This is a genomic window from Pseudomonas taiwanensis (assembly GCF_013393345.1).
Lineage (GTDB): Bacteria > Pseudomonadota > Gammaproteobacteria > Pseudomonadales > Pseudomonadaceae > Metapseudomonas > Metapseudomonas resinovorans_C.
In genome coordinates this window covers 360,556-380,681 of the sequence record NZ_QJRF01000069.1, presented here as the reverse complement: position 1 = coordinate 380,681, position 20,126 = coordinate 360,556, and the positions used below count along the sequence as shown (strand labels likewise).

Below are 20,126 nucleotides of genomic sequence, written 5' to 3'. Positions count from 1 at the left end.
GGAGAATTGTCCTACGCCTAGCCAGATTCTGCCGGGCGGTTACCCGTAGGAGCTGGCTTGCCACCGAATGGCCCTTTTCGCTAGCAAGCTAGCTCCTAGAAGGCACCTGGAGACCGCTAACGCAGGCTGCTGGGCAGGCCTGCCGTCTGTTCAGCGAATGAATTCGCCGCATGCGCCGTCCGTGGCCTTCACATCACTCGCTGGGTTTCTTCAGCTTCGGATTGGGGAAGAACTGCACCCCCTGCACCTTGGGATCGGCCGCCTTGGGCTTGGGCTGATTGACGCGGGTACCCAGCTCCTTGGGCACGGACTGGCCCTGGGCGTTGAGGGTGTCCGCATAGCCGCAGGCCACGCACTGGCGGTGCGGCACGCCGTCTTCGTCCCACATCTGGATCTTGTCCATTTCGTTGCACGCCGGGCACACGGCACCGGCGATGAAGCGTTTCGGCGTCGCTGTCATGCTGCGTCCTCCGACAGGCCGCTATGGCGCAGCAGGGCGTCGATGGAGGGCTCGCGACCACGGAAGTCGACAAACAACACCATGGGCTCCTGGGAACCACCACGGGCAAGAATGGCGTCGCGGAAGGCGCGGCCAGTGGCCGGGTTGAGCACGCCTTCTTCTTCGAAACGCGAGAAGGCGTCGGCAGACAGCACTTCCGCCCACTTGTAGCTGTAGTAACCGGCCGCGTAACCGCCCGCGAAGATGTGCGCGAAGCTGTTGGCGAAACGGTTGAACGCCGGCGGACGCATGACCGCCACTTCGGAGCGGATCGCTTCCAGCACCTCGAGCACACTGCGGCCGTCACCGTGGATGGCATGCAGCTCGAAGTCGAACAGGGAGAACTCCAACTGGCGCACCATCATCAGGCCGGACTGGAAGTTCTTCGCCGCGAGCATCTTGTCCAGCAGGTCCTGGGGCAGCGGCTCGCCGGACTGGTAGTGACCGGAGATCAGCGCCAGACCTTCCGGTTCCCAGCACCAGTTCTCCATGAACTGGCTGGGCAGCTCCACGGCATCCCAGGCCACGCCGTTGATGCCGGACGCGCCGGCATGCTCGACGCGGGTCAGCAGGTGGTGCAGACCGTGGCCGAACTCGTGGAAGAGCGTGGTGACTTCGTCGTGGGTTAGCAGCGCCGGCTTGTCGCCCACCGCCGGGGTGAAATTGCAGACCAGATTGGCCACCGGTGCGATCAACTCGCCGCCGACGTTGCGACGCTTGTCGCGAGCACCGTCCATCCAGGCACCGCCGCGCTTGTTGGCGCGGGCATAGAGATCGAAGAAGAAGCGGCCGACGTGCTGGCCGTTCTCGCTGATCTCGAACAGCCGCACATCCGGATGCCAGGTGTCGAAGCCGGACAGCTCGCGGATCTCGATGCCGTAGAGCTTCTGCACGATGGCGAACAGGCCCGACAGCACTTTATCGATGGGGAAATAGGCGCGCAGGATTTCCTGGGAAATGCTGTAGCGCTGCTCGCGCAGTTTTTCGCTGAAGTAGCCGACATCCCAGCTCTGCAGGTCCGCCACGCCACGTTCGACGGCGAAGGCCTTGAGTTCGTCGAGGTCCTTGGCGGCGAAGGGTTTGCTGCGCTTGGACAGGTCGCGGAGGAAGCCCAGTACCTGGGGGGTGGACTCGGCCATCTTGGTGGCCAGGCTCAGGTCGCTGAAGTGGGCGAAGCCGAGCAGGTGGGCGAGTTCCTGGCGCAGGTCGAGGATCTCGCCCATGACCGGACCGTTGTCGTTCTGCCCGGCATTCGGGCCCTGGTCAGAGGCGCGGGTGCTGTAGGCGGTGTAGACCTCCTGGCGCAGGGCGCGATCGTTGGCGTAAGTCATCACCGCGTAGTAGCTGGGGAATTCCAGGGTGATCAGCCAGCCGTCCAGACCCTTGGCCTCGGCGGCGTGCTTCATCTGCGCCTTGGCCGAGTCGGTGAGGCCGGCCAGGGCCGATTCGTCGTGAACCTCTTTGGTCCAGGCCTGGGTGGCGTCCAGCAACTGGTTGGAGAAGCGGCTGCCCAGCTCGGACAGCTTCATCTGGATTTCGCCGTAGCGCTGCTGCTTGTCCGCCGGCAGGTCGATGCCGGACAGGCGGAAATCGCGCAGGGCGTGATCGAGAATGGTCTTCTGCGCCACCTCGTAGCCTGCGGCGTCCGGGCTCGCGGCCAGCGCCTCGTAGGCCTCGAACAGCGCGCGGTTCTGGCCGATCTCGGTCCAGTACTCGGAGAGCTTGGGCAGACAGGCTTCATAGGCATTGCGCAACTCGGCGTTGTTGCACACGGCATTCAAGTGGCTGACCGGGCTCCAGGCGCGCCCCAGGCGTTCGCCCAGTTCGTCCAGCGCCAGCACCAGGCCCTTCCAGGTGGGGGTGCCATCCTGGCGCGCCAGCAGGTCGGCAATGGCGGCACGGTTGTCGGCGAGGACCTGGTCGACGGCCGGCTCGACATGTTCCGGACGGATGGTGGAGTAGGGCGGCAGGTCGAAGTCCTGCAGGAGGGGATTGCTCAGGGTCACGGCATTCACCTGTATTCGGGAAGGGACGCGGGCTGGCTACGGAGACGAGACATAACCCGGATGGGAGCCATCTTAATTACAATCGCCGGCTGACGCAGCCTCAGGAAAAGCTATGAACCCGATCAGAACCTATCAGGGCATCACCCCGCAGCTCGGCGAGCGGGCCTTCGTCGACGCCTCCGCCGTGGTCATCGGCGACGTGCACCTCGGTGACGACAGTTCAGTCTGGCCCCTGGTGACCATTCGTGGCGACATGCACCGCATCCGCATCGGCGCGCGCACCAGCGTGCAGGACGGCAGCGTGCTGCACATCACCCACGCTGGCCCCTTCAACCCGGATGGTTATCCGCTGGAAATCGGCGACGACGTGACCATTGGCCACAAGGCGCTGCTGCACGGGTGCAAGGTCGGCAGCCGGGTACTGATCGGCATGGGCAGCATCGTCATGGACGGCGCGGTGATCGAGGATGACGTGGTGCTCGGCGCCGGAAGCCTGGTGCCGCCCGGCAAGCGCCTGGAAAGCGGCTATCTCTACGTCGGCAGCCCCGTGAAGCAGGCCCGCCCGCTCAGCGACAAGGAAAAGGCCTTCTTCACCTACAGCGCGGCGAACTACGTGAAGCTGAAGGACCTGCACATCGCCGAAGGCTACGGGGTCTGACTCGATGCACTACCAGAACATCCTCTTCGACCTCGACGGTACCCTCACTGACCCCCGCGAGGGCATCACCCGTTCGGTGCAATACGCGCTGGCCAAGCTCGATATCCACGAACCGGACCTGGCGAACCTGGAGCATTTCATCGGCCCGCCGCTGCTGCAGTGCTTCATGCAGACCTACAGCCTGACCGAGGCGCGCGCCTGGGATGCGGTGAACCATTACCGCGACCGTTTCAAGGTCACCGGACTCTACGAGAACCGCGTGTTCGACGGCATCGACGCGCTGCTCGGCCGCCTGCGTGAACAGGGCCGCACACTGTTCATTGCCACCAGCAAGCCGACTGTGTTCGCCCGCGAGATCGCCCGGCACTTCGGCTTCGACCGGCACTTCAAGCACATCTACGGCAGCGAACTGGACGGCACCCGCACCAACAAGGTGGAGCTGATCGCGCACCTGCTGGAAGAGGAAGGCCTGGAGCGCACCGACACGCTGATGATCGGCGACCGCAAGCACGACCTGATCGGTGCCAGCCGCAATGGCCTGCATGGCGCTGGGGTTGGCTATGGCTTCGGCAGCCGCGAGGAGTTGATGGGGGAAGCGCCGGCCTACTACTTCGCCAGCCTGGATGAGCTGAGTCGGGCGTTTGGTTGAAAGGGCTGGGGTCTAATGATCCCCTGTGGGGGCGAATTCATTCGCTAGGGAACGCGCAGCGGCGCATGAGGCGAGCAGGGCAGGCCTTCGGCCTGCTTGGCGATTGAAATCGCCCCCACAGGGTCCGCGACCAGCCCCGTCAATCCCCATTGCGCTGATAGATGATCTTCTTGGTGCCGCCCTCGCAGCTCCCGATCACCATGTTCTGGTCCTTCACTTCGGCGTTGGGGACGATTTCCAGGGTATAGGTCGTGACCCCGGCTGCCTGGATCTTCACTTCGATTTCCTGCTTCAGTTCCTCGCAGGGCTTGGGCGCAGCCAGGGCGGTACCTGTCAGCATGCCCAGCATCAGGACTACAGCAATTCTCTTCATCGCTTACTCCATTTCCTTGATGTCCCGACCGTTGGACTGACGACCGGCCAGGCAAGTTCTAGCGGTTTGCCATCAGTCTTTCCAGTGCCTGCGTGCGCGCTTCCAGGGGGAGTTCGCCCAGTTCACGCGCCCGCTGGTAGAACGCCGCCCAGTTTCCACTTGCCTCGCCGAACAACGCCGCGAAGGCCGGCACCCATTGGTCGTAGAGGCCAAAAGGCAGCAGCTTGGCATTGTTCATCGGGCCCTCCATCCATGCGTCGTAGCGGTTGTAGCCCCCCCAGTCCCGATCACGCATGACGCGGTAGTCACGGCGCATGCGCTCGAACGCCTCGGCCTTGGCGAGGCGCATGCGCTCGGCAGGCAGGCCGCTGGCGTAGAGCTGCTCCAGTCGCTCGCGGGTATCCAGCACCAGGCGGGTGAGGGCGTCGCGGCGGTCGGACGCGTCATCAGCCTCGATCGACAGGCCGCGACTGGCACGCCACTGCTTCAGGCCTTCGCGCTCGACGAAGCTGGCGAAGGACTCGTTGAAGGCGGTGTCACCCGGGATATAGAGCTGCTGGTGCGCCAGCTCGTGGAAGATCAGCGCGGCGAGGCGGTCGTCGTCCCAGCGCAACATGGTGTTGAGCAGCGGGTCGTCGAACCAGCCGAGGGTGGAATAAGCCTCCACGCCCCCCACCCAGGTATCCAGCCCCTGCTGCTTGAGCAACGCCGCGGCACCACGGGCACGCCCCAACTGGTAGTAACCGCGATAGGCGACGCAGCCCGCGACGGGGAAGCAGTGGGTCTCGGGTTGCAGCGAGAACTCCGTCGTGGCGAACAGGTTCCAAACCACATAGGGCCGCTGGATATCGGCATAGACGCGGTAGCTGCCGTTGTCCGGCAGCCCCAGCGAACCACTGGCGAACGTCCGCGCTTCCTGGGTCAGGGCCAGGCGCTGGCGCAGTTCCTGCGATTGCGAGGTGTCGTCGATCAGCGCCTGCACCGGTTGCCGGGCATACAGCAGCGCCATCTGCCCACGCGCCAGTTGGCTGTAATAGTCGAGGCTGGAACAACCGCTCAGCAGCAAGATGCCCAACAGGGGAACCCAGGGGCGACGGATGCGGTCAAGCAGTTCGATAAGAAGGGTGGTCGGCATGCCGCGACACTAGCGCATTGGAGCCACCCACCACTACTGGCCTGTTGGAGCCTTCCATGCGCCCTCTGCTACTTTTCCTGCCGCTGCTCAGCCTTGGCGGCTGCGCCATGCTCCTGCCCAGCCACGACCCGAGCCAAGCCTGGATTTCCTTGCATAAGCAGGAAGGCCAGCACATCCAGGCGAGCCGGGTGGATAACGAAACCCTGACCGACCAGCGCTACTTCCAGGTTTCCCCGGGTCGGCACGAATTGGAGGTACGCCTGGAGTTCGAGGTGGGCGGCAAGGACATCGGCCAGGGCAGCTCCGGCTACCGGCGCACCTGCTTGCTGAAGTTGGCCTACAGCGATTTCGCCGCCGGTGAGCGCTACCAACTCGCGGCCGGTGGCATCGGTTTCCGTCCCTGGGCACGGCTGTATGACGGGCAGAGCCGTGAGGTCGCCAAGGCCAAGGAAAGTCGCTGCGGCGATGTCTGAATTCTCCGACATGGGGTTATGCTGAACGCCTCACCCCACAAGGAGCCTCGCCATGCGCACGCTGTTGGCCCTGACGCTGCTGGCCAGCCTCACCGCCTGTGCCAGCAAGCTGCCCGAACCCGATCCACGGTTTGCCTGGATCGACATCGTTGCCGACCCCAGCGACACCCTCATGGCCAACCGCCTCGACGACAAGCGCTGGAACGACGGCCGCTACTACCAGGTGATGCCCGGCAGGCATGAGTTGGAACTGCGCTACCAGTTCGAGGTGGGTGGCGCAGGCGGCGGATTCGGCATGAACGCCGAACCCTCGCGCATCACTTGCTACATGGAGCTGCATTACGACGGCTTCGAAGCGGGCAAGCGCTACCGGGTGGAAGCCCGCCACGCCGCCAACCAGCCGATGGCCTGGCTCTACGACGCAAACCGCAACGTGCTGGCGCGTCACAAGATATTCCCGCGCTGCGGTCCCTTCTAGGCAGAAAGGCGATTTGCCCTGGCGAAGCCGCGTCATCAGCGGCTTCGTCCTCCGGCTTCAATCCCGCAGGCTGGCCAGGATGTCGAACGCCCGCAGCCGATGCTCATGCTGGTAGAGGTCGCAGGTGAAGATCAGCTCATCGGCGTCCGTCTGGTCCAGCAGGACCTGCATTCGCGCGCGGATCTTCTCCGGCCCGCCCACCATGGCCAGGGCCAGGAAGCTACCGACGGCTTCCTTCTCATGGGGCAACCAGCGACCGGCCATGGTCTCCACCGGCGGGCGCAGCACCAGGCTTTCGCCACGCATCAGGGCGAGCACCCGCTGATACACGGTGGTCGCGAGGAACTCTGCCTCTTCGTCGGTAGGCGCCGCCACCAGCGGCACGCCCAGCATCACATAGGGCTTGTCGAGCACCGCCGAAGGGCGGAAGTGGTTGCGATAGACGCGAATCGCCTCATGCATGTAGCGCGGCGCGAAATGCGAGGCGAAGGCATAGGGCAGGCCTTTCTGGCCCGCGAGCTGGGCGCTGAACAGGCTGGAACCGAGCAGCCAGATGGGCACATTGGTATCCACCCCCGGCATGGCGATCACCTTCTGGTCCGGCTGACGCGGGCCGAGGAGAGCCTCCAGTTCCTCGACGTCCCGCGGGAAGTCATCGGCGTCGCCGAGACGGTCGCGGCGCAGGGCGCGGGCGGTCATATGGTCAGCCCCCGGCGCACGCCCGAGGCCCAGTTCGATGCGGCCCGGATAGAGACTTGCGAGGGTGCCGAACTGCTCTGCCACCACCAGCGGCGCGTGGTTGGGCAGCATGATGCCGCCGGAACCCAGGCGAATGTGCGACGTGCCACCCGCGAGATAGGCGAGCAGCACGGCGGTGGCCGAACTGGCGATGCCGTCCATGTTGTGGTGCTCGGCCACCCAGAAACGCGAGAAACCCAGGCGCTCGACGTGGCGCGCCAGCTCCAGTGAGTTGTGCAAGGCTTGGGTAGCGCCGCCGTGATCACGGACAGGCGCCAGATCGAGAACGGAGAGGGGCAGGTTGGTAAGGGCAGACATGGGCAAGACCTTGGCAGGGGACAGGCGCGAGGCCTTATCCGAGTGAATCAGTAGGTCTTACTCTAGGGATTGGCGTCCAAGGCCGCTAGAAGGCACTTTTCGGTAACCAGGGCACCAGAAGGTAAGGATTGGGCCGGCAGGGCTCGCCGGCCCGGGCAATGCGGGGCGATCAATTGCGCTGGTAGACGATCTCCTTGCTGCCGCCGTCGCAGGTGCCCACCACCTGCTTGCCTGCAGCGGTGCCCTTGTCGACGATCTCCAGGCTGTAGGAGGCAACGCCCTTGGCCTTCAACTTAGCGTCGATTTCGGCCTTGAGCTCCTCGCAGGGTTTCACGGCGGCAAAGGCCGAGCCGGCCAGGGTGAACAGGCCCAGGCCCAACAACAGTTTCTTCATGGATAACGCTCCCTCGTAATGAATGGTTGGCTCGCACGAGCCATGCGCTCCTGCCGGGTTCCAAAGGCCAGGAGCGGACGGCCAGAGGCTAACCGAAATCGCCTGCCGGAAGATGTGCATCACCTCGCTGTCCCCGCCTCGGGAGCGGTGCGGGACTCAGCTGTCGGTGATGCGGAAACCGATCTTCAGGGTCACCTGGAAGTGCGCCACCTTGCCGTTCTCGATATGCCCACGGGTGTCCACGACTTCGAACCAGTCCATGTTGCGGATCGTCCTCGACGCTTCGCCGACGGCATTGGTGATCGCGTCGTCGATGCTGGTGCGTGAGGAGCCGACTATCTCGATCTTCTTGTAGGTACGGTGATCAGACATGGTGTATCTCCTGTGCCGGGCACGAGTGGGTTCCCCAGCAAGGCTAGCCAAGATTGCCGCTATCGGCCCGCCAACTCCTCACGCAACCACAGGGCCAGTCGCTCGGCACGGCGATCCAGCTGACGTGCCGGCACCCAGAGCGCCAGGCGCGCCGGGGTTTCGACGAAGCCCCAGGGTGCCACCAGCCGGCCTGAAGCGAGTTCGTCGGCGACCAGCTGCTGCGGGGCGATGGCCACACCGAGGCCGGCCACTGCCGCTTCCAGCAGGTAGTAGAGGTGCTCGAAGCCCTGGCCATGACGCAGGCGACCCGCGTCCAGCCCCTGGGCCGCCGCCCATTGTGGCCAGGCCTGGGGCCGCGAGACCGTGTGCAACAGGGCTTCGTTGAGCAGCGCAGCCGGTGTGGCCTCGGCAAGTACCTCGTGACCGGCATAGCGCGGGCTCAGCACCGGGCCGATGGATTCCGCCGCCAGTTCGAACACCCGCATGTCCGCCGGCCAGGGGGGCTCGGCGAAGCACAGGGTGGCGTCGACGCCGGGGCGGCGCGGGTCCAGTTCGCCTTCGCTGGCCGAGAGCTGCAGGCGCAGTTCGGGGAGCTCGCGGTTGAGCCGATCCAGCCTGGGAATGAACCAGCGCGCCAGCAGGCTGCCCGGGCAGCCGAGAACGAAGGGCGCGTCCTCGGCGCGGCGGGCGACATCGACACAGACGCTGCGCAGGCGTTCGAAGGCTTCGCCTGTCGCATCCCGCAGGCGCTGCCCGGCATCCGTGAGTTTTACGCCTCGACCATCTTTGCTGAACAGTGCAACGCCCAATTCCTCCTCAAGCAGCCGCACCTGGCGGCTCACCGCGCCGTGGGTAACGTGCAGTTCCTCGGCCGCACGGCTGATGCTCTGCAGGCGGGCGGCCGCTTCGAAGGTGCGCAGGGCATTCAGGGGAGGGAGGTCTCGGCTCATGTTTATCCGTGAGTTTTACTGACAGATGAAAGCAATCTAATCGCTTTTCCCCCGGCCAGCCAGCGGTAGAATGGCCGGCATCGGATACCACTCCCAGGAGTTCCACCATGACCTCATTGCGCAACGGCCCGGACGCCAAGGGCCTGTTCGGCGCCTTCGGCGGCCAATATGTCGCCGAGACCCTGATGCCGCTGATCCACGACCTGGCCCGCGAGTACGAAAAGGCCAAGGATGATCCGGAATTCCAGAAAGAGCTGGCCTATTTCCAGCGCGACTACGTTGGCCGTCCGAGCCCGCTTTACTTCGCCGAGCGCCTGACCGAACACTGCGGCGGCGCGAAGATCTACCTCAAGCGCGAAGAGCTGAACCACACCGGCGCGCACAAGATCAACAACTGCATCGGCCAGATCCTCCTGGCCAAGCGCATGGGCAAGAAGCGCATCATCGCCGAGACCGGCGCCGGCATGCACGGCGTGGCCACCGCCACCGTGGCTGCGCGCTTCGGCATGGAATGCGTGATCTTCATGGGCACCACCGACATCGATCGCCAGCAAGCCAACGTCTTCCGCATGAAGCTGCTCGGCGCCGAAGTAATCCCGGTCACTGCCGGCACCGGCACCCTGAAAGACGCGATGAACGAAGCCCTGCGCGACTGGGTGACCAACGTCCACAACACCTTCTACCTGATCGGCACCGTCGCCGGCCCACACCCCTACCCGGCCATGGTCCGTGATTTCCAGGCCGTGATCGGCAAGGAAACCCGCGAGCAGCTGGCCGAGAAGGAAGGCCGCCTGCCCGATTCGCTGGTCGCCTGCATTGGCGGTGGCTCCAACGCCATGGGCCTGTTCCACCCCTTCCTCGATGACAAGAGCGTTGCCATCGTCGGCGTCGAAGCCGCCGGCCACGGCATCGAAACCGGCAAGCATGCCGCCAGCCTGAACGGCGGCGTACCGGGCGTGCTGCACGGCAACCGTACCTTCCTGCTGCAGGACGAAGACGGCCAGATCATTGACGCCCACTCGATTTCCGCCGGCCTGGACTACCCCGGCATCGGCCCGGAACACGCCTGGCTGCATGACATCGGCCGCGTCGAGTACACCTCGATCACCGACCATGAAGCCCTGGAAGCCTTCCACACCTGCTGCCGCCTGGAAGGCATCATCCCGGCCCTGGAGAGTTCCCACGCCCTGGCTGAAGTGTTCAAGCGCGCACCCAAACTGCCGAAGGACCACCTGATGGTGGTGAACCTGTCCGGCCGTGGCGACAAGGACATGCAGACCGTAATGCACCACATGCAACAGGAGCAGAAAGCATGAGCCGCCTGCAGACCCGCTTTGCCGAACTGAAGGAACAGAACCGCGCCGCCCTGGTGACATTCGTCACCGCTGGCGACCCGAACTACGACGCATCCCTGGCCATCCTCAAGGGCCTGCCGGACGCCGGCGCCGACGTGATCGAACTGGGCATGCCCTTCACCGATCCGATGGCCGACGGCCCGTCCATCCAGCTGGCGAACATTCGCGCGCTGGGCGCCAAGCAGAACCTGGCCAAGACCCTGCAGATGGTTCGCGAATTCCGCGCCGGCAACCAGACCACTCCCCTGGTGCTGATGGGCTACTTCAACCCCATCCATTACTACGGCGTGGACCGCTTCATCAGCGATGCCAAGGAAGCTGGCGTGGACGGCCTGATCGTCGTCGACCTACCGCCGGAACATAACGAAGACCTCTGCCAGCCGGCCCAGGACGCTGGCCTCGACTTCATCCGCCTGACCACCCCGACCACCGACGACAAGCGTCTGCCCGTCGTGCTCGAAGGCAGTTCCGGCTTCGTCTACTACGTCTCGGTGGCTGGCGTGACCGGTGCCGGCTCCGCCACCCTGGAGCACGTGCAGGAAGCGGTCACCCGCCTGCGCCGCCACACCGACCTGCCGGTGGCCATCGGCTTCGGCATCCGTACCGCCGAGCACGCCGCGAGCATCGCCAAGCTGGCCGATGGCGTGGTGGTGGGTTCCGCCCTGGTGGACCAGATCACCAACGCCGCAACCCCGGAGCAAGCCGTGGACGGCGTCCTCAGCCTCTGCAAGACCCTCGCCGAAGGCGTACGCGGCGCTCGCGCCTGATTCACGCCAACAGCACAAGAAAGCCGCTGTCCCTCAGGGGAGCAGCGGCTTTCTTTTGTGCGGCGTTAGCTGTTGCCAGAGATCCAGGGGCCTTGTAGGAGCTAGCTTGCTAGCGAAAAGGGGCATTCGCTGGCAAGCCAGCTCCTACGGGCGATGCTTGATTCAGACACAGCCAATTCATTCCCCAAGCGGGCCAAAGGCTCGCCGGACTCACAAGTCGTATTCGATTTCGCCATCTTCGAGGCAGGAAAGATCCAGCGGCCGCACGGCGCCCATCCACAGGGGGTAGTCGCGGTGGTCGCGGAGGTCACTGCCGGTGATGGGGTGGATGAGCACGGTGAGTCCATTGCGATGCAGCGCCAGCCAAGGAATCACTTCGCCGAACAATTCGGGCTTGAACGCCAGTTGGCAGCTCCAGTCCGGATGCGGGCCGACGAGCTTTTCGTGCACGCGCCCCATCTTCAGCGGAAAGCGCCTCGCGGCTTCCTCGCAGAGCGTGCGGGCCTGCTCGAGGGTCGTGGAGTCGAAGTAAACGTGGGCGTGAAAGCCCTTGATGCGGGGTGTGGAGAAGTCCTGCATGTCGCGCCTCCCGGAATGCCGAAGGCCTCCATGGTACCTGCAAGCGCCGGCCTGGCCGCGAGGTTTCCGCCGCTATCCGTCCTTGGCCGGGGCCTGGGCGCCAGCGTCGGGGAGCAACTGCGGCGCCTCGCTTTCGAGCCGGCCCTTCATGGCTTCCAGCTGCTCCAGGGCGGCGCGGGCTTCGTCCAGTTCACTGACGCTGCGTTCGCCACTCTGTTCCGCCGCCTTGATGCGCGCACGAATCTCCGGAATCTGCTGCACGCCGCCAGCATAGGCCTGGAGCAGCTCGCGGGTCTGGCGTTCCTCCAGGGCCGCGTACTGGCGCGGGTCGGCCATTTCGGTGGCGGTGGCACCCTGGCGCGGTTTCAGGCCACCCAGGGTCGGGCTGCGCGGGTCGCCCTTCTCAGCCATCAACTGCATGAGCTCGGTAGCCTCGGCCTGGTCCAGCCGCGATGTTTCACGTTCCGGCGCAGCGACAGCCGGGGGCCTGCCTCGACCTTCTGCAGGCAGAGCAGACGCAGGAGCCGCCACCGGCAACGAAGGCGCGGGGGCGAAGGTCGGCGGCGGCATGGGCCTGGGCGCGGATACCGGCTCCGGCACCGGTGTCAGCAACACGGTCGCACAGGCCAACGCCGCAACGCCCGTGCTGCAGGCCAGGGCTACGCCGAGCCAGGCCTTCACAGCCCTTCCACCTGTGCACTGGCGAGCAGGCGGCTCAGGCGCTCTTCGAACTCGGCAGCCAGCTTCTCCCGCGCCACTGCCTGGTTCACCTCATAACGCACGCTGCGGTCGCTGAGGGGCAGTTGCCGGTCTTCACGGCTGCGTACCCGAACGATTTCGAAGACGCCGTCGATGCGCATGGGCTGCGACAGGGTGTCGGCCTTCTGGATCAGCGCCGTCTTGCGCAGCAGGTCGAGCTCGCCGTCCTCTGGACGGATCAGACCGAGATCGCCCGGTGGTGTCCGATCCTTATCCTGCGCCAGGGAATAGCGCCGCACTGCCTCATCGAACGCCAGCCCCTTTTGCAGTTCGGCATAGACGCGATCTGCGCTGGCCTGGTCGGGCAGGCGGATATGCGCCGCCTGTACGCCCGCAACATTGAGGTAGCGCGTCTGGTTGCGCTGGTAGTAGGCCTGCGCCTCGGCGTCGGTGACCTTGGCTGCCAGTTCGCGCAGGGCTTCCGACTCATGGTGGAAGTCGCTGTACAGGCCGATCTGGTGCAGATAGCGCTGGCGCACCAGGCGATCCCGCACCAGGGTTTTCAGACCCTGTCGTTCCGCCGGGGTGAAGCCGTCCTGGGCCAGGCGGAACCACAGGTAGTCACGCTGCACACGGGTCTGCACCTGGCGCGCCAGGTATTCCAGGTTGCCCTGTTGCAGTTCCACCTGACCCTGGATGTTGTCGCCCTGGTAGAGGGACAACAGGTCCAGGCGCTGCTCGGGCTGGCCGGGAAACTGCCAGCGGATCAGCTCCACCTGCGCCGCTTCGCGCTGTTGCTCGGGGCTGAGCTGCAGGCTGTTCTCCACCAATCCGCGGGAAGCGGGAGCCAGCACGTCGCGCAGGCGCTGGGCACTGAGCGGTTGCGGCTGGCGCAGGAAGGGCCGCAGGTCCTGCTGGCCGGCACGTCCGTAGTACTGCTCAAGCAGGTTGCCGGCTTCCATCTCGACGCTGGCGTCCAGGTCGGCGCGGCTCTGGGCGTTCAACTCGCTCGCCACCTCGCGGGCCAGCAGGTGGTTCTCCAGCAGCCCGCGACGCAGTTGTTGCGGGTCGGTGTTGAACTTCACCCGGCTGAGCACCTGTTCCAGCAGGGCGATGCTCTTGCCCGGCAGCAGCTCGCCATCGACCCGCAAGTCCGGCGCGGCCGGCATGGCCTGCGCGCCCCCCAGGTACAGCCCCAGCGCCAAGCCGGCGATCATCCTGAGCACGTCAGATGCCTTCGGGCGCATTGAAGCTGTCGGCCCCCTTGGTCAGCACGGTGACGGTCAGCGCGATGGACTCCGGGATCAACTCCCTCGCCACTCGCAGGCGCGTGGCGTAGCTGGTGTCATACAGCGGCTCGGGGTGGGCATAGGCGACCTGCCCGGTCTGGGTCAGCAGTTCGCGGATGCTGCGGTTGGCGTCGTAGCGGCCGATGAGGTTGGCCACTGCGGCCTGGTCATTGAGTTGCTCGCTGGCGTAATGGTCGTCGACCCAACCCTCCCAGCCGGAGTGGCCGTTGGCCGAGGTCACCCACACGTGGTGCGGCTGTGCCACATCGCCGGTGGCGTGCAGCGCGTAGCCGATGGTCTGCAGCGAGGGCGCGGCGCGGAACTGGTCGAACCAGTAGCCGGCGAGGTTATCGATGGGCTGGAAGGCGGCGGTCTGGAAGTCGCCGTAGTGCTCCTGCCAGTTGGAGCGGGTGCCCCGGCGATAGTGGGCTTCGGTGGTGTCGAAGTCACCACGCTTCAACTCGCGGTTGTAGAGATAGACCATGGCGTACCAGTCCACGTCGGCAATGCCGCCGTCCACCTTGTGATAGCGATAGTCGTAGCCACCATGGGCGTTGCCATGGGCGTCGCCGTCGCGGGTGAGGTTGAGGAAGTGCCAGTAGGAGGTGTAGTTCACCAGGCCGGCGGCGGCGTTCCACAGCGGCGCGTACTCGTAGCCGACCCACCAGCCGCCCAGGCGGGTGTCCTTGAAGTCATCCACGTCGTAGGCGGCCTGGCCGAGGACTTCCCCAGCCTTGGCTTCACTGCCGGCGGCGCTCACGTAGAACTGGTAGGCCTCACGCATTTCCGCCGTTGCATAGGGGGAATTCATGTAGGCCAGGGCATCCTTGACGATGTTCTTGTGGGTCGGTTGCGACCAGGCGCTTGCCTGGCCGGCAAGGGCGCATAGGCCAAGACCGGCAGCCAGGCAGGTGAAGACTTTCATCGGCAACGCTCATGAAGTGAATGAAGCCAGAACTGATAGCCGAGGTTCTTTCCCGCTGCATGACAGCGAGGTGAGATTTCGGCACGAAAGTCTCATATCTGCGCAGAACCAACCGATAGTAGGGCCTGCGCCGGCCCTCTAGCCGGGTCTCAGATGGCGATGCCTTCCCGATGCCGGATAAGTTGCGCCTGGCGGGCCTCGTCGCCCAACTCTTGTTGCAACCAGTCGACGAAGCACTTCATCAGCCGCGCTCGCCGCTTACGTTCCGGCTGCACCAGGTAATAGCCGAAATCCGAACTGACACTGGTCTCCAGCACGGGCACCAGCAGGCCCTGGGCGAGCAAATCGTCCACCAGGTAGCGCCAGCCGATGGCCACGCCCTGGCCGGCAATGGCGGCCTGGATCAGCAGGGTGTAGTTGTCGAACCGCAACATGCCCGAACCCGGCGGCTGGGCGATGCCAAGCTCGCGGAACAACGCGTTCCAGTCGAACCAGCGGGTGCGTACTTCTGGCTTGAGGTGCAACAGCGGCAGCTCTGCGAGAGCCGCCACCGGCAACGGCTGCTCACGCCCGGCCAGCAGACGCGGACTGGCGATGGGAAAGACTTCCTCGCGGAACAACAGCATCGCTTCCCCATGTTTGAAGCGACCGTCGCCAAAGGCGATGGCGATGTCCACTTCGGAACGAAGCATGTTCATGGTGCGGTCACTGGTGACGATGCTGACGTCGATTTCCGGGTTCGCCTCGTGGAAGCGGTGCAAGCGCGGCATCAGCCAGTAGGCGGCGAAGGCGAAGTCGGTGGCCACCTGCAGCACCTCGTGCTGGGGCCGCGAGCCGATGGCTTCGAGCCCGGCGCTGATGGCCTGCAAACCTTCCTGAACGTGGAGGAACAGCAAGCGACCGGCGTCGGTGAGTTCGATGCCGCGATAAACGCGATCGAACAGCCGGGTCGCCAGTTGCTTCTCGAGGCGCTGGATCTGCTGGCTCACCGCTGGCTGGGTCGTCCCCAGCTCGACAGCGGCGGCGGTGAAGCTGAGATGGCGGGCGGCGGATTCGAACACCCGCAGCAGGTCCAGGGACAGCTCAGACTGTAGTTCTGCCATAACGATTGCTTATCCGAGTCATGTTCCGCCGTGCGGTTTACCGGGTTGATCGCTGGCGCAATCATCGCTCCACGCACTTTCGCATAATTCGACGGTATGGATAAGCGAACGATGAAACGCCCCAACATCCTCTTCATCATGGCCGACCAGATGGCCGCACCGATGCTGCCTTTCTACGCGGCCTCCCCCATCAAGGTGCCGCACCTGTCGCGGCTCGCCGCCGAAGGCGTGGTGTTCGATTCGGCCTACTGCAACAGCCCGCTCTGCGCGCCCTCGCGCTTCACCCTGGTAAGCGGGCAACTGCCGTCGAAGATCGGCGCCTACGACAACGCCGCCGACTTCCCTGCCGACGTGCCGACCTACGCCCACTATCTGCGTCGCCTGGGTTACCGCACGGCGCTCTCCGGCAAGATGCACTTCTGCGGCCCGGACCAGTTGCACGGCTACGAGGAGCGCCTGACCAGCGACATCTACCCGGCAGATTACGGTTGGGCGGTGAACTGGGACGAGCCCGACGTGCGTCCGAGTTGGTACCACAACATGTCCTCGGTGCTGCAGGCCGGGCCCTGCGTGCGGACCAATCAGCTGGACTTCGATGAGGAGGTGGTGTTCAAGGCACGCCAGTATCTCTACGACCATGTGCGAGAAGGCACCGGGCAACCCTTCTGCCTGACGGTGTCCCTGACCCATCCGCACGACCCTTACACCATCCCGGCCGAGTACTGGGACCGCTATGACGAAGCGGACATCCCGCTGCCCCGCGTGCACTTCGCCGACGCCGAGCAGGACCCGCACAGCCAGCGCCTGCTCAAGGTCATCGACCTCTGGGGCAAGCCGCTGCCCGAACAGCAGATCCGCGATGCGCGGCGCGCCTACTTCGGCGCCTGCAGCTATGTAGACGACCAGATCGGCGCCCTGCTGAAGACCCTGGCCGAGTGCCGGCTGGAAGAGGACACCATCGTCGTGTTCTCCGGCGACCACGGCGACATGCTTGGCGAGCGCGGCCTCTGGTACAAGATGCACTGGTTCGAGATGGCCGCCCGTGTTCCGCTGCTGGTCCACGCTCCCGGCCGCTTCCAGGCGCACCGGGTGAGCCAGTCCGTCTCCACCGTCGACCTGCTTCCGACCCTGGTGGAGCTGGCCGGTGGCGTGGTCGAGCGCAATCTACCGCTGGATGGCCGCTCCCTGCTGCCGCACCTGCAAGGTCAGAGGGGCCACGACGAGGTGCTGGGCGAGTACATGGCCGAGGGCACCACCAGCCCGTTGATGATGATTCGCCGTGGTCCGTACAAATTCATCTATTCGGAAGAAGACCCCATCCTGCTGTTCGACCTGGCCAACGACCCGCAGGAACTGGAAAACCTCGCGACCTCACCGGACCACCAGGCCCTGCTTACGGCGTTCCTCGACGAGGCCCGCACCCGCTGGGATATCCCGGTGATCGCCGAAGCCGCACTGGCCAGCCAGCGCCGACGCCGCTTCGTGGCCGACGCCCTGACCCATGGCAAGCTCGCCAGCTGGGACCACCAACCCTTCGTCGACGCCAGCCAGCAGTACATGCGCAATCACATCGACCTGGACGACCTGGAACGCCGCGCGCGCTTTCCCCAACCCTGACCATTTGCGAGGAACCACGGCATGAAGACGATCAATGCGGTACTTGCCGGCAGCGCGCTGCTGACCGGCCTTGCGTTCAACGTCCAGGCTGAGGACGCCAGTTGCGCAACCGTGAAGCTGGGCGATCCGGGCTGGAGCGATATCGCCGTGACCAATGGTGTGGCGCGTTTCCTCCTCGATGGACTGGGCTACCGCACCGAAACCCCGACCCTTGCGGTGCCGATCATCTTCGCCGGCCTGCACAAGGGCCAGATCGACGCCTTCCTCGGCAACTGGATGCCGGCGCAGCAGAGCAACTACGACAAGTTCGTCGGTGCTGGCAGCGTCGACAAGGTGGCGCAGAACCTCTCGGGCACCGAGTACACCCTGGCAGTGCCGCGCTACGCCTATGACGCCGGCGTGAAAACCTTCGCCGACCTTGACAAGCTCGCCGACAAATTCGACCACAAGCTCTATGGCATCGCGTCCGGTTCACCGGCCAACGAGTCGATCCGGCAGATGATCGCCAAGGATGAGTTCGGCCTCGGCGACTGGAAGCTGGTGGAGTCCAGCGAGCAGGCGATGCTGGTGCAGGTCGGCCGGGCGGTGAAACGCGAGCAGTTCGTGGTCTTCCTCGGCTGGACCCCGCACCCGATGAACGTGCAGTACGACATGGCCTACCTCAAGGGCGGCGAGAAGTACTTCGGCGAAAGCGGCAGCGTGAACACCCTGGCGCGCAAGGGCTACGCCGCGCAATGCCCGAACGTGGGCAAGCTGCTGACCAACCTGCAATTCACCCAGGAGATGGAGAACGCCATCATGGATCAGGTGCTCAACGGCAGCAGCAACAACGACGCGGCCATCAAGGCCTGGCTCAAGTCCAATCCGGCGGTGGTCGACGGCTGGCTGCAAGGCGTGACCACCCGCGACGGCGGCGATGGGTTGGCGGCGGTGAAGGCGAAGCTCTGACGGTTCGCCCTCTGGGTACACATCCCTGTGGGGGCGAATTTATTCGCTAAGGGCTGCGAAGCAGCCCCATGGAAATTTTTGGGCGGTCCTGCGGACTGCTTAGCGAATGAATTCGCCCCCACAAGTGCCGCCCCGGCACCACCGCGAGTCTCACATGCGTCCTTCTAACCTCTTCCCCTTCCTCGCCTGGCTCCCAGCCGTCCGCCCCCGCAGCCTGGGCCGCGATGCGCTGGTGGGTCTGACCGGCGCCATCCTGGCCCTGCCACAGTCCATCGCCTACGCACTGATTGCTGGACTGCCCGCAGAGTACGGGCTGTATGCAGCGGTAGTCCCGGTGATCATCGCCTGCCTTTGGGGCTCATCGCGGCACCTGATCTGCGGGCCGACGGCGGCGATCTCGGTGGTGCTCTTCGCCAGCGTCAGCCCACTGGCCCTGCCGGGCAGTCAGCAATACATCAGCCTGGTCCTCTTGCTGACCCTGCTCGCCGGAGCATTCCAGTGGCTGGTCGGGTTCCTGCGCTTCGGCTCACTGGCCAACTTCGTCTCGCAGTCGGTGGTACTCGGTTTCACCCTGGGCGCGGCTCTGGTGATCGCCCTTGGCCAGGTGCCCAACCTGCTCGGGTTGACCAACCTGGAAGGGCGCGCCACCGCTTGGCAGAGTGCGCTGGAACTGGTCGGGCATGTACGCGAAGTGCACTGGCCTTCGCTTTGGGTGGCGGCATTCACCCTTGGCTTGTCGGTCTTCGTGCGCAGGCTATGGCCACGGTTGCCGGCACTATTGATCGGCATCATTGGCGGCAGCCTGCTGGTGCTGACGATGCCGGCCACCTTCGCGGGTGTCGAGTTGGTACATCCCTTCAGCGGCAGCCTGCCGCCACTGGCCTCGATCCGCGTCGATGCCGAGGACGTGTTGCGCCTGCTGCCGTCGGCCGTTGCCTGTGGCCTGCTCGGCCTGGTCACCAGCCTGTCCATCTCCCGTGCCCTGGCCAGCCAGTCGCGGCAGGTGCTGGACGCCAACCAGGAAACCCGTGGCCAGGGTCTGTCCAATCTGATGGGTGCCTGGTTCTCCGGCTATCTCTCGGCGGGCTCCTTCACCCGCTCCGCACTGAATCTCCAGGCTGGTGCACAGTCGCCCCTGGCCGGGGTGTTCTCCGCATTCTGGGTGGCGCTGTTCGCCTTGCTGGGTGCACGCCTGATCGCCCATATCCCGCTGCCTGCCATGGCGGCGAGCATCCTGCTGATCTGCTGGGGTTTGCTGGATGGGCGCAGCGTCCGCCAGCTATGGCGCGTCAGCCGGGCGGAGTTCGCGGTGATGGCGATGACCTGCGCGGCCACCCTGCTGCTGGAACTGCAAACCGCCATCTACGCCGGAGTGCTGGCGTCGCTGTTCTTCTACCTCAAGCGCACGTCGCAACCACGGGTCCTGCAAGCGCGGGAGGGCGATGCCGAGGTGCTGCGCATCGAGGGTTCGATCTTCTTCGGCGCCTGCCCCTACCTGCAGAAGCTGATCCAGCGCAGCCGCGCCGGGCGCCTGGTGCTGGATGCGCACCATGTGAACTTCATCGATTACGCCGGGGTGAGCATGCTCCATGACGAAGCACGGCGGCTGGGCGGGGAAGGGCGGAGCCTGGTGCTACGCCGCGCCCGGCCGCAAGTGGAGCGGGAGCTGCGCAAGCTGGAAGGTGCGGACAGCCAGTTGGTGATCGAGGGGAGCATTTCGTAGGAGCGAGCTCTGCTCGCGAAGGCCATGCCGTGGGAGCGAATTCATTCGCGAATAAATTCGCTCCCACAAGGGGAGGGA

At 65.1% G+C, this 20,126-nt stretch carries 22 protein-coding genes; 9 read left to right on the top strand and 13 right to left on the bottom strand.

Features of this window, described 5'->3' with window-relative positions; all coding sequences use genetic code 11:
• Positions 1-193: 193 nt before the first annotated feature.
• Both DM872_RS22495 and prlC read right to left on the bottom strand, forming a co-directional pair.
• The gene (locus DM872_RS22495) at positions 194-460 is read right to left on the bottom strand and encodes a YheV family putative zinc ribbon protein (protein ID WP_179061503.1); all 267 of its coding nucleotides are present in this window, start codon (positions 458-460) and stop codon (positions 194-196) included.
• Positions 457-2,505 carry an oligopeptidase A gene (prlC, locus tag DM872_RS22490; RefSeq protein WP_179061502.1) on the bottom strand — a complete coding sequence of 683 codons (2,049 nt, stop codon included), beginning with the start codon at positions 2,503-2,505 and terminating at the stop codon, positions 457-459. The genes DM872_RS22495 and prlC overlap by 4 nt, the downstream gene beginning before the upstream one ends.
• Positions 2,506-2,617: 112 nt before the next feature.
• On the opposite strand from prlC, the gene DM872_RS22485 reads away from it, so the two are divergent.
• Together DM872_RS22485 and DM872_RS22480 are read left to right on the top strand one after the other, a co-directional pair.
• Positions 2,618-3,163, top strand: coding sequence for a gamma carbonic anhydrase family protein (locus tag DM872_RS22485; RefSeq protein ID WP_077527548.1), 546 nt, complete (start codon positions 2,618-2,620; stop codon positions 3,161-3,163).
• A gap of 4 nt (positions 3,164-3,167) precedes the next feature.
• Positions 3,168-3,812 carry an HAD family hydrolase gene (locus DM872_RS22480; protein WP_179061501.1) on the top strand — a complete coding sequence of 215 codons (645 nt, stop codon included), beginning with the start codon at positions 3,168-3,170 and terminating at the stop codon, positions 3,810-3,812.
• 139 nt (positions 3,813-3,951) lie between these two features.
• Here DM872_RS22480 and DM872_RS22475 read toward each other — a convergent pair whose 3' ends face one another.
• Complete coding sequence (locus DM872_RS22475; RefSeq protein WP_179061500.1) at positions 3,952-4,185, bottom strand: DUF1161 domain-containing protein; 234 nt, start codon at positions 4,183-4,185, stop codon at positions 3,952-3,954.
• Positions 4,186-4,243: 58 nt separating this feature from the next.
• Positions 4,244-5,320: an aminopeptidase gene (locus tag DM872_RS22470; protein ID WP_179061499.1), complete on the bottom strand. Its 1,077-nt coding sequence runs from the start codon at positions 5,318-5,320 to the stop codon at positions 4,244-4,246.
• 56 nt (positions 5,321-5,376) lie between these two features.
• Between DM872_RS22470 and DM872_RS22465 the strand changes: the two genes are divergently transcribed.
• Together DM872_RS22465 and DM872_RS22460 are read left to right on the top strand one after the other, a co-directional pair.
• Entirely contained in the window at positions 5,377-5,793 is a 417-nt protein-coding gene (locus tag DM872_RS22465) for a PA0061/PA0062 family lipoprotein (RefSeq protein ID WP_179061498.1), read from the top strand.
• Positions 5,794-5,845: 52 nt separating this feature from the next.
• Positions 5,846-6,271, top strand: a complete 426-nt coding sequence (locus DM872_RS22460; RefSeq protein WP_179061497.1) for a PA0061/PA0062 family lipoprotein — start codon at positions 5,846-5,848, stop codon at positions 6,269-6,271.
• A 57-nt stretch (positions 6,272-6,328) separates the two neighbouring features.
• Here the strand turns inward: DM872_RS22460 and DM872_RS22455 are convergent, their stop codons facing one another.
• The 4 genes from DM872_RS22455 to DM872_RS22440 all read right to left on the bottom strand — a co-directional run bounded on the left by DM872_RS22455 (position 6,329) and on the right by DM872_RS22440 (position 9,043).
• Positions 6,329-7,327 (bottom strand): LLM class flavin-dependent oxidoreductase, encoded by a 999-nt coding sequence (locus DM872_RS22455; protein ID WP_179061496.1) that lies wholly within the window; start codon positions 7,325-7,327, stop codon positions 6,329-6,331.
• A 169-nt stretch (positions 7,328-7,496) separates the two neighbouring features.
• Positions 7,497-7,721, bottom strand: a complete 225-nt coding sequence (locus DM872_RS22450; protein ID WP_179061495.1) for a DUF1161 domain-containing protein — start codon at positions 7,719-7,721, stop codon at positions 7,497-7,499.
• 156 nt (positions 7,722-7,877) lie between these two features.
• Positions 7,878-8,093 carry a dodecin gene (locus DM872_RS22445; protein WP_179061494.1) on the bottom strand — a complete coding sequence of 72 codons (216 nt, stop codon included), beginning with the start codon at positions 8,091-8,093 and terminating at the stop codon, positions 7,878-7,880.
• A 59-nt stretch (positions 8,094-8,152) separates the two neighbouring features.
• The gene (locus DM872_RS22440) at positions 8,153-9,043 is read right to left on the bottom strand and encodes a LysR family transcriptional regulator (protein ID WP_179061493.1); all 891 of its coding nucleotides are present in this window, start codon (positions 9,041-9,043) and stop codon (positions 8,153-8,155) included.
• A 107-nt stretch (positions 9,044-9,150) separates the two neighbouring features.
• On the opposite strand from DM872_RS22440, the gene trpB reads away from it, so the two are divergent.
• Both trpB and trpA read left to right on the top strand, forming a co-directional pair.
• Positions 9,151-10,359: a tryptophan synthase subunit beta gene (trpB, locus tag DM872_RS22435; RefSeq protein WP_179061492.1), complete on the top strand. Its 1,209-nt coding sequence runs from the start codon at positions 9,151-9,153 to the stop codon at positions 10,357-10,359.
• A complete protein-coding gene (gene trpA, locus DM872_RS22430) occupies positions 10,356-11,165 on the top strand; it encodes a tryptophan synthase subunit alpha (RefSeq protein WP_179061491.1) in 810 nt (269 codons plus the stop codon). The genes trpB and trpA overlap by 4 nt, the downstream gene beginning before the upstream one ends.
• A 210-nt stretch (positions 11,166-11,375) precedes the next feature.
• Here the strand turns inward: trpA and DM872_RS22425 are convergent, their stop codons facing one another.
• From DM872_RS22425 to DM872_RS22405, 5 genes are all read right to left on the bottom strand, one after another.
• Complete coding sequence (locus DM872_RS22425; RefSeq protein ID WP_179061490.1) at positions 11,376-11,744, bottom strand: DOPA 4,5-dioxygenase family protein; 369 nt, start codon at positions 11,742-11,744, stop codon at positions 11,376-11,378.
• A gap of 72 nt (positions 11,745-11,816) precedes the next feature.
• On the bottom strand, positions 11,817-12,425 hold the full coding sequence (locus tag DM872_RS22420; protein ID WP_179061489.1) for a hypothetical protein: 609 nt from the start codon (positions 12,423-12,425) through the stop codon (positions 11,817-11,819).
• Positions 12,422-13,660: a peptidyl-prolyl cis-trans isomerase gene (locus tag DM872_RS22415; protein ID WP_256873457.1), complete on the bottom strand. Its 1,239-nt coding sequence runs from the start codon at positions 13,658-13,660 to the stop codon at positions 12,422-12,424. Before DM872_RS22415 ends, DM872_RS22420 begins: the two co-directional genes overlap by 4 nt.
• Before the next feature lie 10 nt (positions 13,661-13,670).
• A complete protein-coding gene (locus tag DM872_RS22410; RefSeq protein ID WP_179061487.1) occupies positions 13,671-14,657 on the bottom strand; it encodes a phospholipase in 987 nt (328 codons plus the stop codon).
• Positions 14,658-14,806: 149 nt separating this feature from the next.
• On the bottom strand, positions 14,807-15,760 hold the full coding sequence (locus DM872_RS22405; RefSeq protein ID WP_179061486.1) for a choline sulfate utilization transcriptional regulator: 954 nt from the start codon (positions 15,758-15,760) through the stop codon (positions 14,807-14,809).
• 111 nt (positions 15,761-15,871) lie between these two features.
• Here DM872_RS22405 and betC point away from each other — a divergent pair, with 111 nt between their 5' ends.
• The 3 genes from betC to DM872_RS22390 all read left to right on the top strand — a co-directional run bounded on the left by betC (position 15,872) and on the right by DM872_RS22390 (position 20,048).
• Complete coding sequence (betC, locus tag DM872_RS22400; protein ID WP_179061485.1) at positions 15,872-17,377, top strand: choline-sulfatase; 1,506 nt, start codon at positions 15,872-15,874, stop codon at positions 17,375-17,377.
• A 21-nt stretch (positions 17,378-17,398) separates the two neighbouring features.
• Positions 17,399-18,325: a choline ABC transporter substrate-binding protein gene (choX, locus tag DM872_RS22395; protein WP_179061484.1), complete on the top strand. Its 927-nt coding sequence runs from the start codon at positions 17,399-17,401 to the stop codon at positions 18,323-18,325.
• 154 nt (positions 18,326-18,479) lie between these two features.
• Positions 18,480-20,048 (top strand): SulP family inorganic anion transporter, encoded by a 1,569-nt coding sequence (locus tag DM872_RS22390; RefSeq protein WP_179061483.1) that lies wholly within the window; start codon positions 18,480-18,482, stop codon positions 20,046-20,048.
• Positions 20,049-20,126 lie beyond the last annotated feature (78 nt).

Coding starts and splice junctions, on each gene's coding strand:
- DM872_RS22495 (WP_179061503.1), bottom strand. CDS start 460: ATGACAGCGACGCCGAAACGCTTCATCGCCGGTGCCGTGTGCCCGGCG.
- DM872_RS22485 (WP_077527548.1), top strand. CDS start 2,618: ATGAACCCGATCAGAACCTATCAGGGCATCACCCCGCAGCTCGGCGAG.
- DM872_RS22480 (WP_179061501.1), top strand. CDS start 3,168: ATGCACTACCAGAACATCCTCTTCGACCTCGACGGTACCCTCACTGAC.
- DM872_RS22475 (WP_179061500.1), bottom strand. CDS start 4,185: ATGAAGAGAATTGCTGTAGTCCTGATGCTGGGCATGCTGACAGGTACC.
- DM872_RS22470 (WP_179061499.1), bottom strand. CDS start 5,320: ATGCCGACCACCCTTCTTATCGAACTGCTTGACCGCATCCGTCGCCCC.
- DM872_RS22465 (WP_179061498.1), top strand. CDS start 5,377: ATGCGCCCTCTGCTACTTTTCCTGCCGCTGCTCAGCCTTGGCGGCTGC.
- DM872_RS22460 (WP_179061497.1), top strand. CDS start 5,846: ATGCGCACGCTGTTGGCCCTGACGCTGCTGGCCAGCCTCACCGCCTGT.
- DM872_RS22455 (WP_179061496.1), bottom strand. CDS start 7,327: ATGTCTGCCCTTACCAACCTGCCCCTCTCCGTTCTCGATCTGGCGCCT.
- DM872_RS22450 (WP_179061495.1), bottom strand. CDS start 7,721: ATGAAGAAACTGTTGTTGGGCCTGGGCCTGTTCACCCTGGCCGGCTCG.
- DM872_RS22445 (WP_179061494.1), bottom strand. CDS start 8,093: ATGTCTGATCACCGTACCTACAAGAAGATCGAGATAGTCGGCTCCTCA.
- DM872_RS22440 (WP_179061493.1), bottom strand. CDS start 9,043: ATGAGCCGAGACCTCCCTCCCCTGAATGCCCTGCGCACCTTCGAAGCG.
- trpB (WP_179061492.1), top strand. CDS start 9,151: ATGACCTCATTGCGCAACGGCCCGGACGCCAAGGGCCTGTTCGGCGCC.
- trpA (WP_179061491.1), top strand. CDS start 10,356: ATGAGCCGCCTGCAGACCCGCTTTGCCGAACTGAAGGAACAGAACCGC.
- DM872_RS22425 (WP_179061490.1), bottom strand. CDS start 11,744: ATGCAGGACTTCTCCACACCCCGCATCAAGGGCTTTCACGCCCACGTT.
- DM872_RS22415 (WP_256873457.1), bottom strand. CDS start 13,660: ATGATCGCCGGCTTGGCGCTGGGGCTGTACCTGGGGGGCGCGCAGGCC.
- DM872_RS22410 (WP_179061487.1), bottom strand. CDS start 14,657: ATGAAAGTCTTCACCTGCCTGGCTGCCGGTCTTGGCCTATGCGCCCTT.
- DM872_RS22405 (WP_179061486.1), bottom strand. CDS start 15,760: ATGGCAGAACTACAGTCTGAGCTGTCCCTGGACCTGCTGCGGGTGTTC.
- betC (WP_179061485.1), top strand. CDS start 15,872: ATGAAACGCCCCAACATCCTCTTCATCATGGCCGACCAGATGGCCGCA.
- choX (WP_179061484.1), top strand. CDS start 17,399: ATGAAGACGATCAATGCGGTACTTGCCGGCAGCGCGCTGCTGACCGGC.
- DM872_RS22390 (WP_179061483.1), top strand. CDS start 18,480: ATGCGTCCTTCTAACCTCTTCCCCTTCCTCGCCTGGCTCCCAGCCGTC.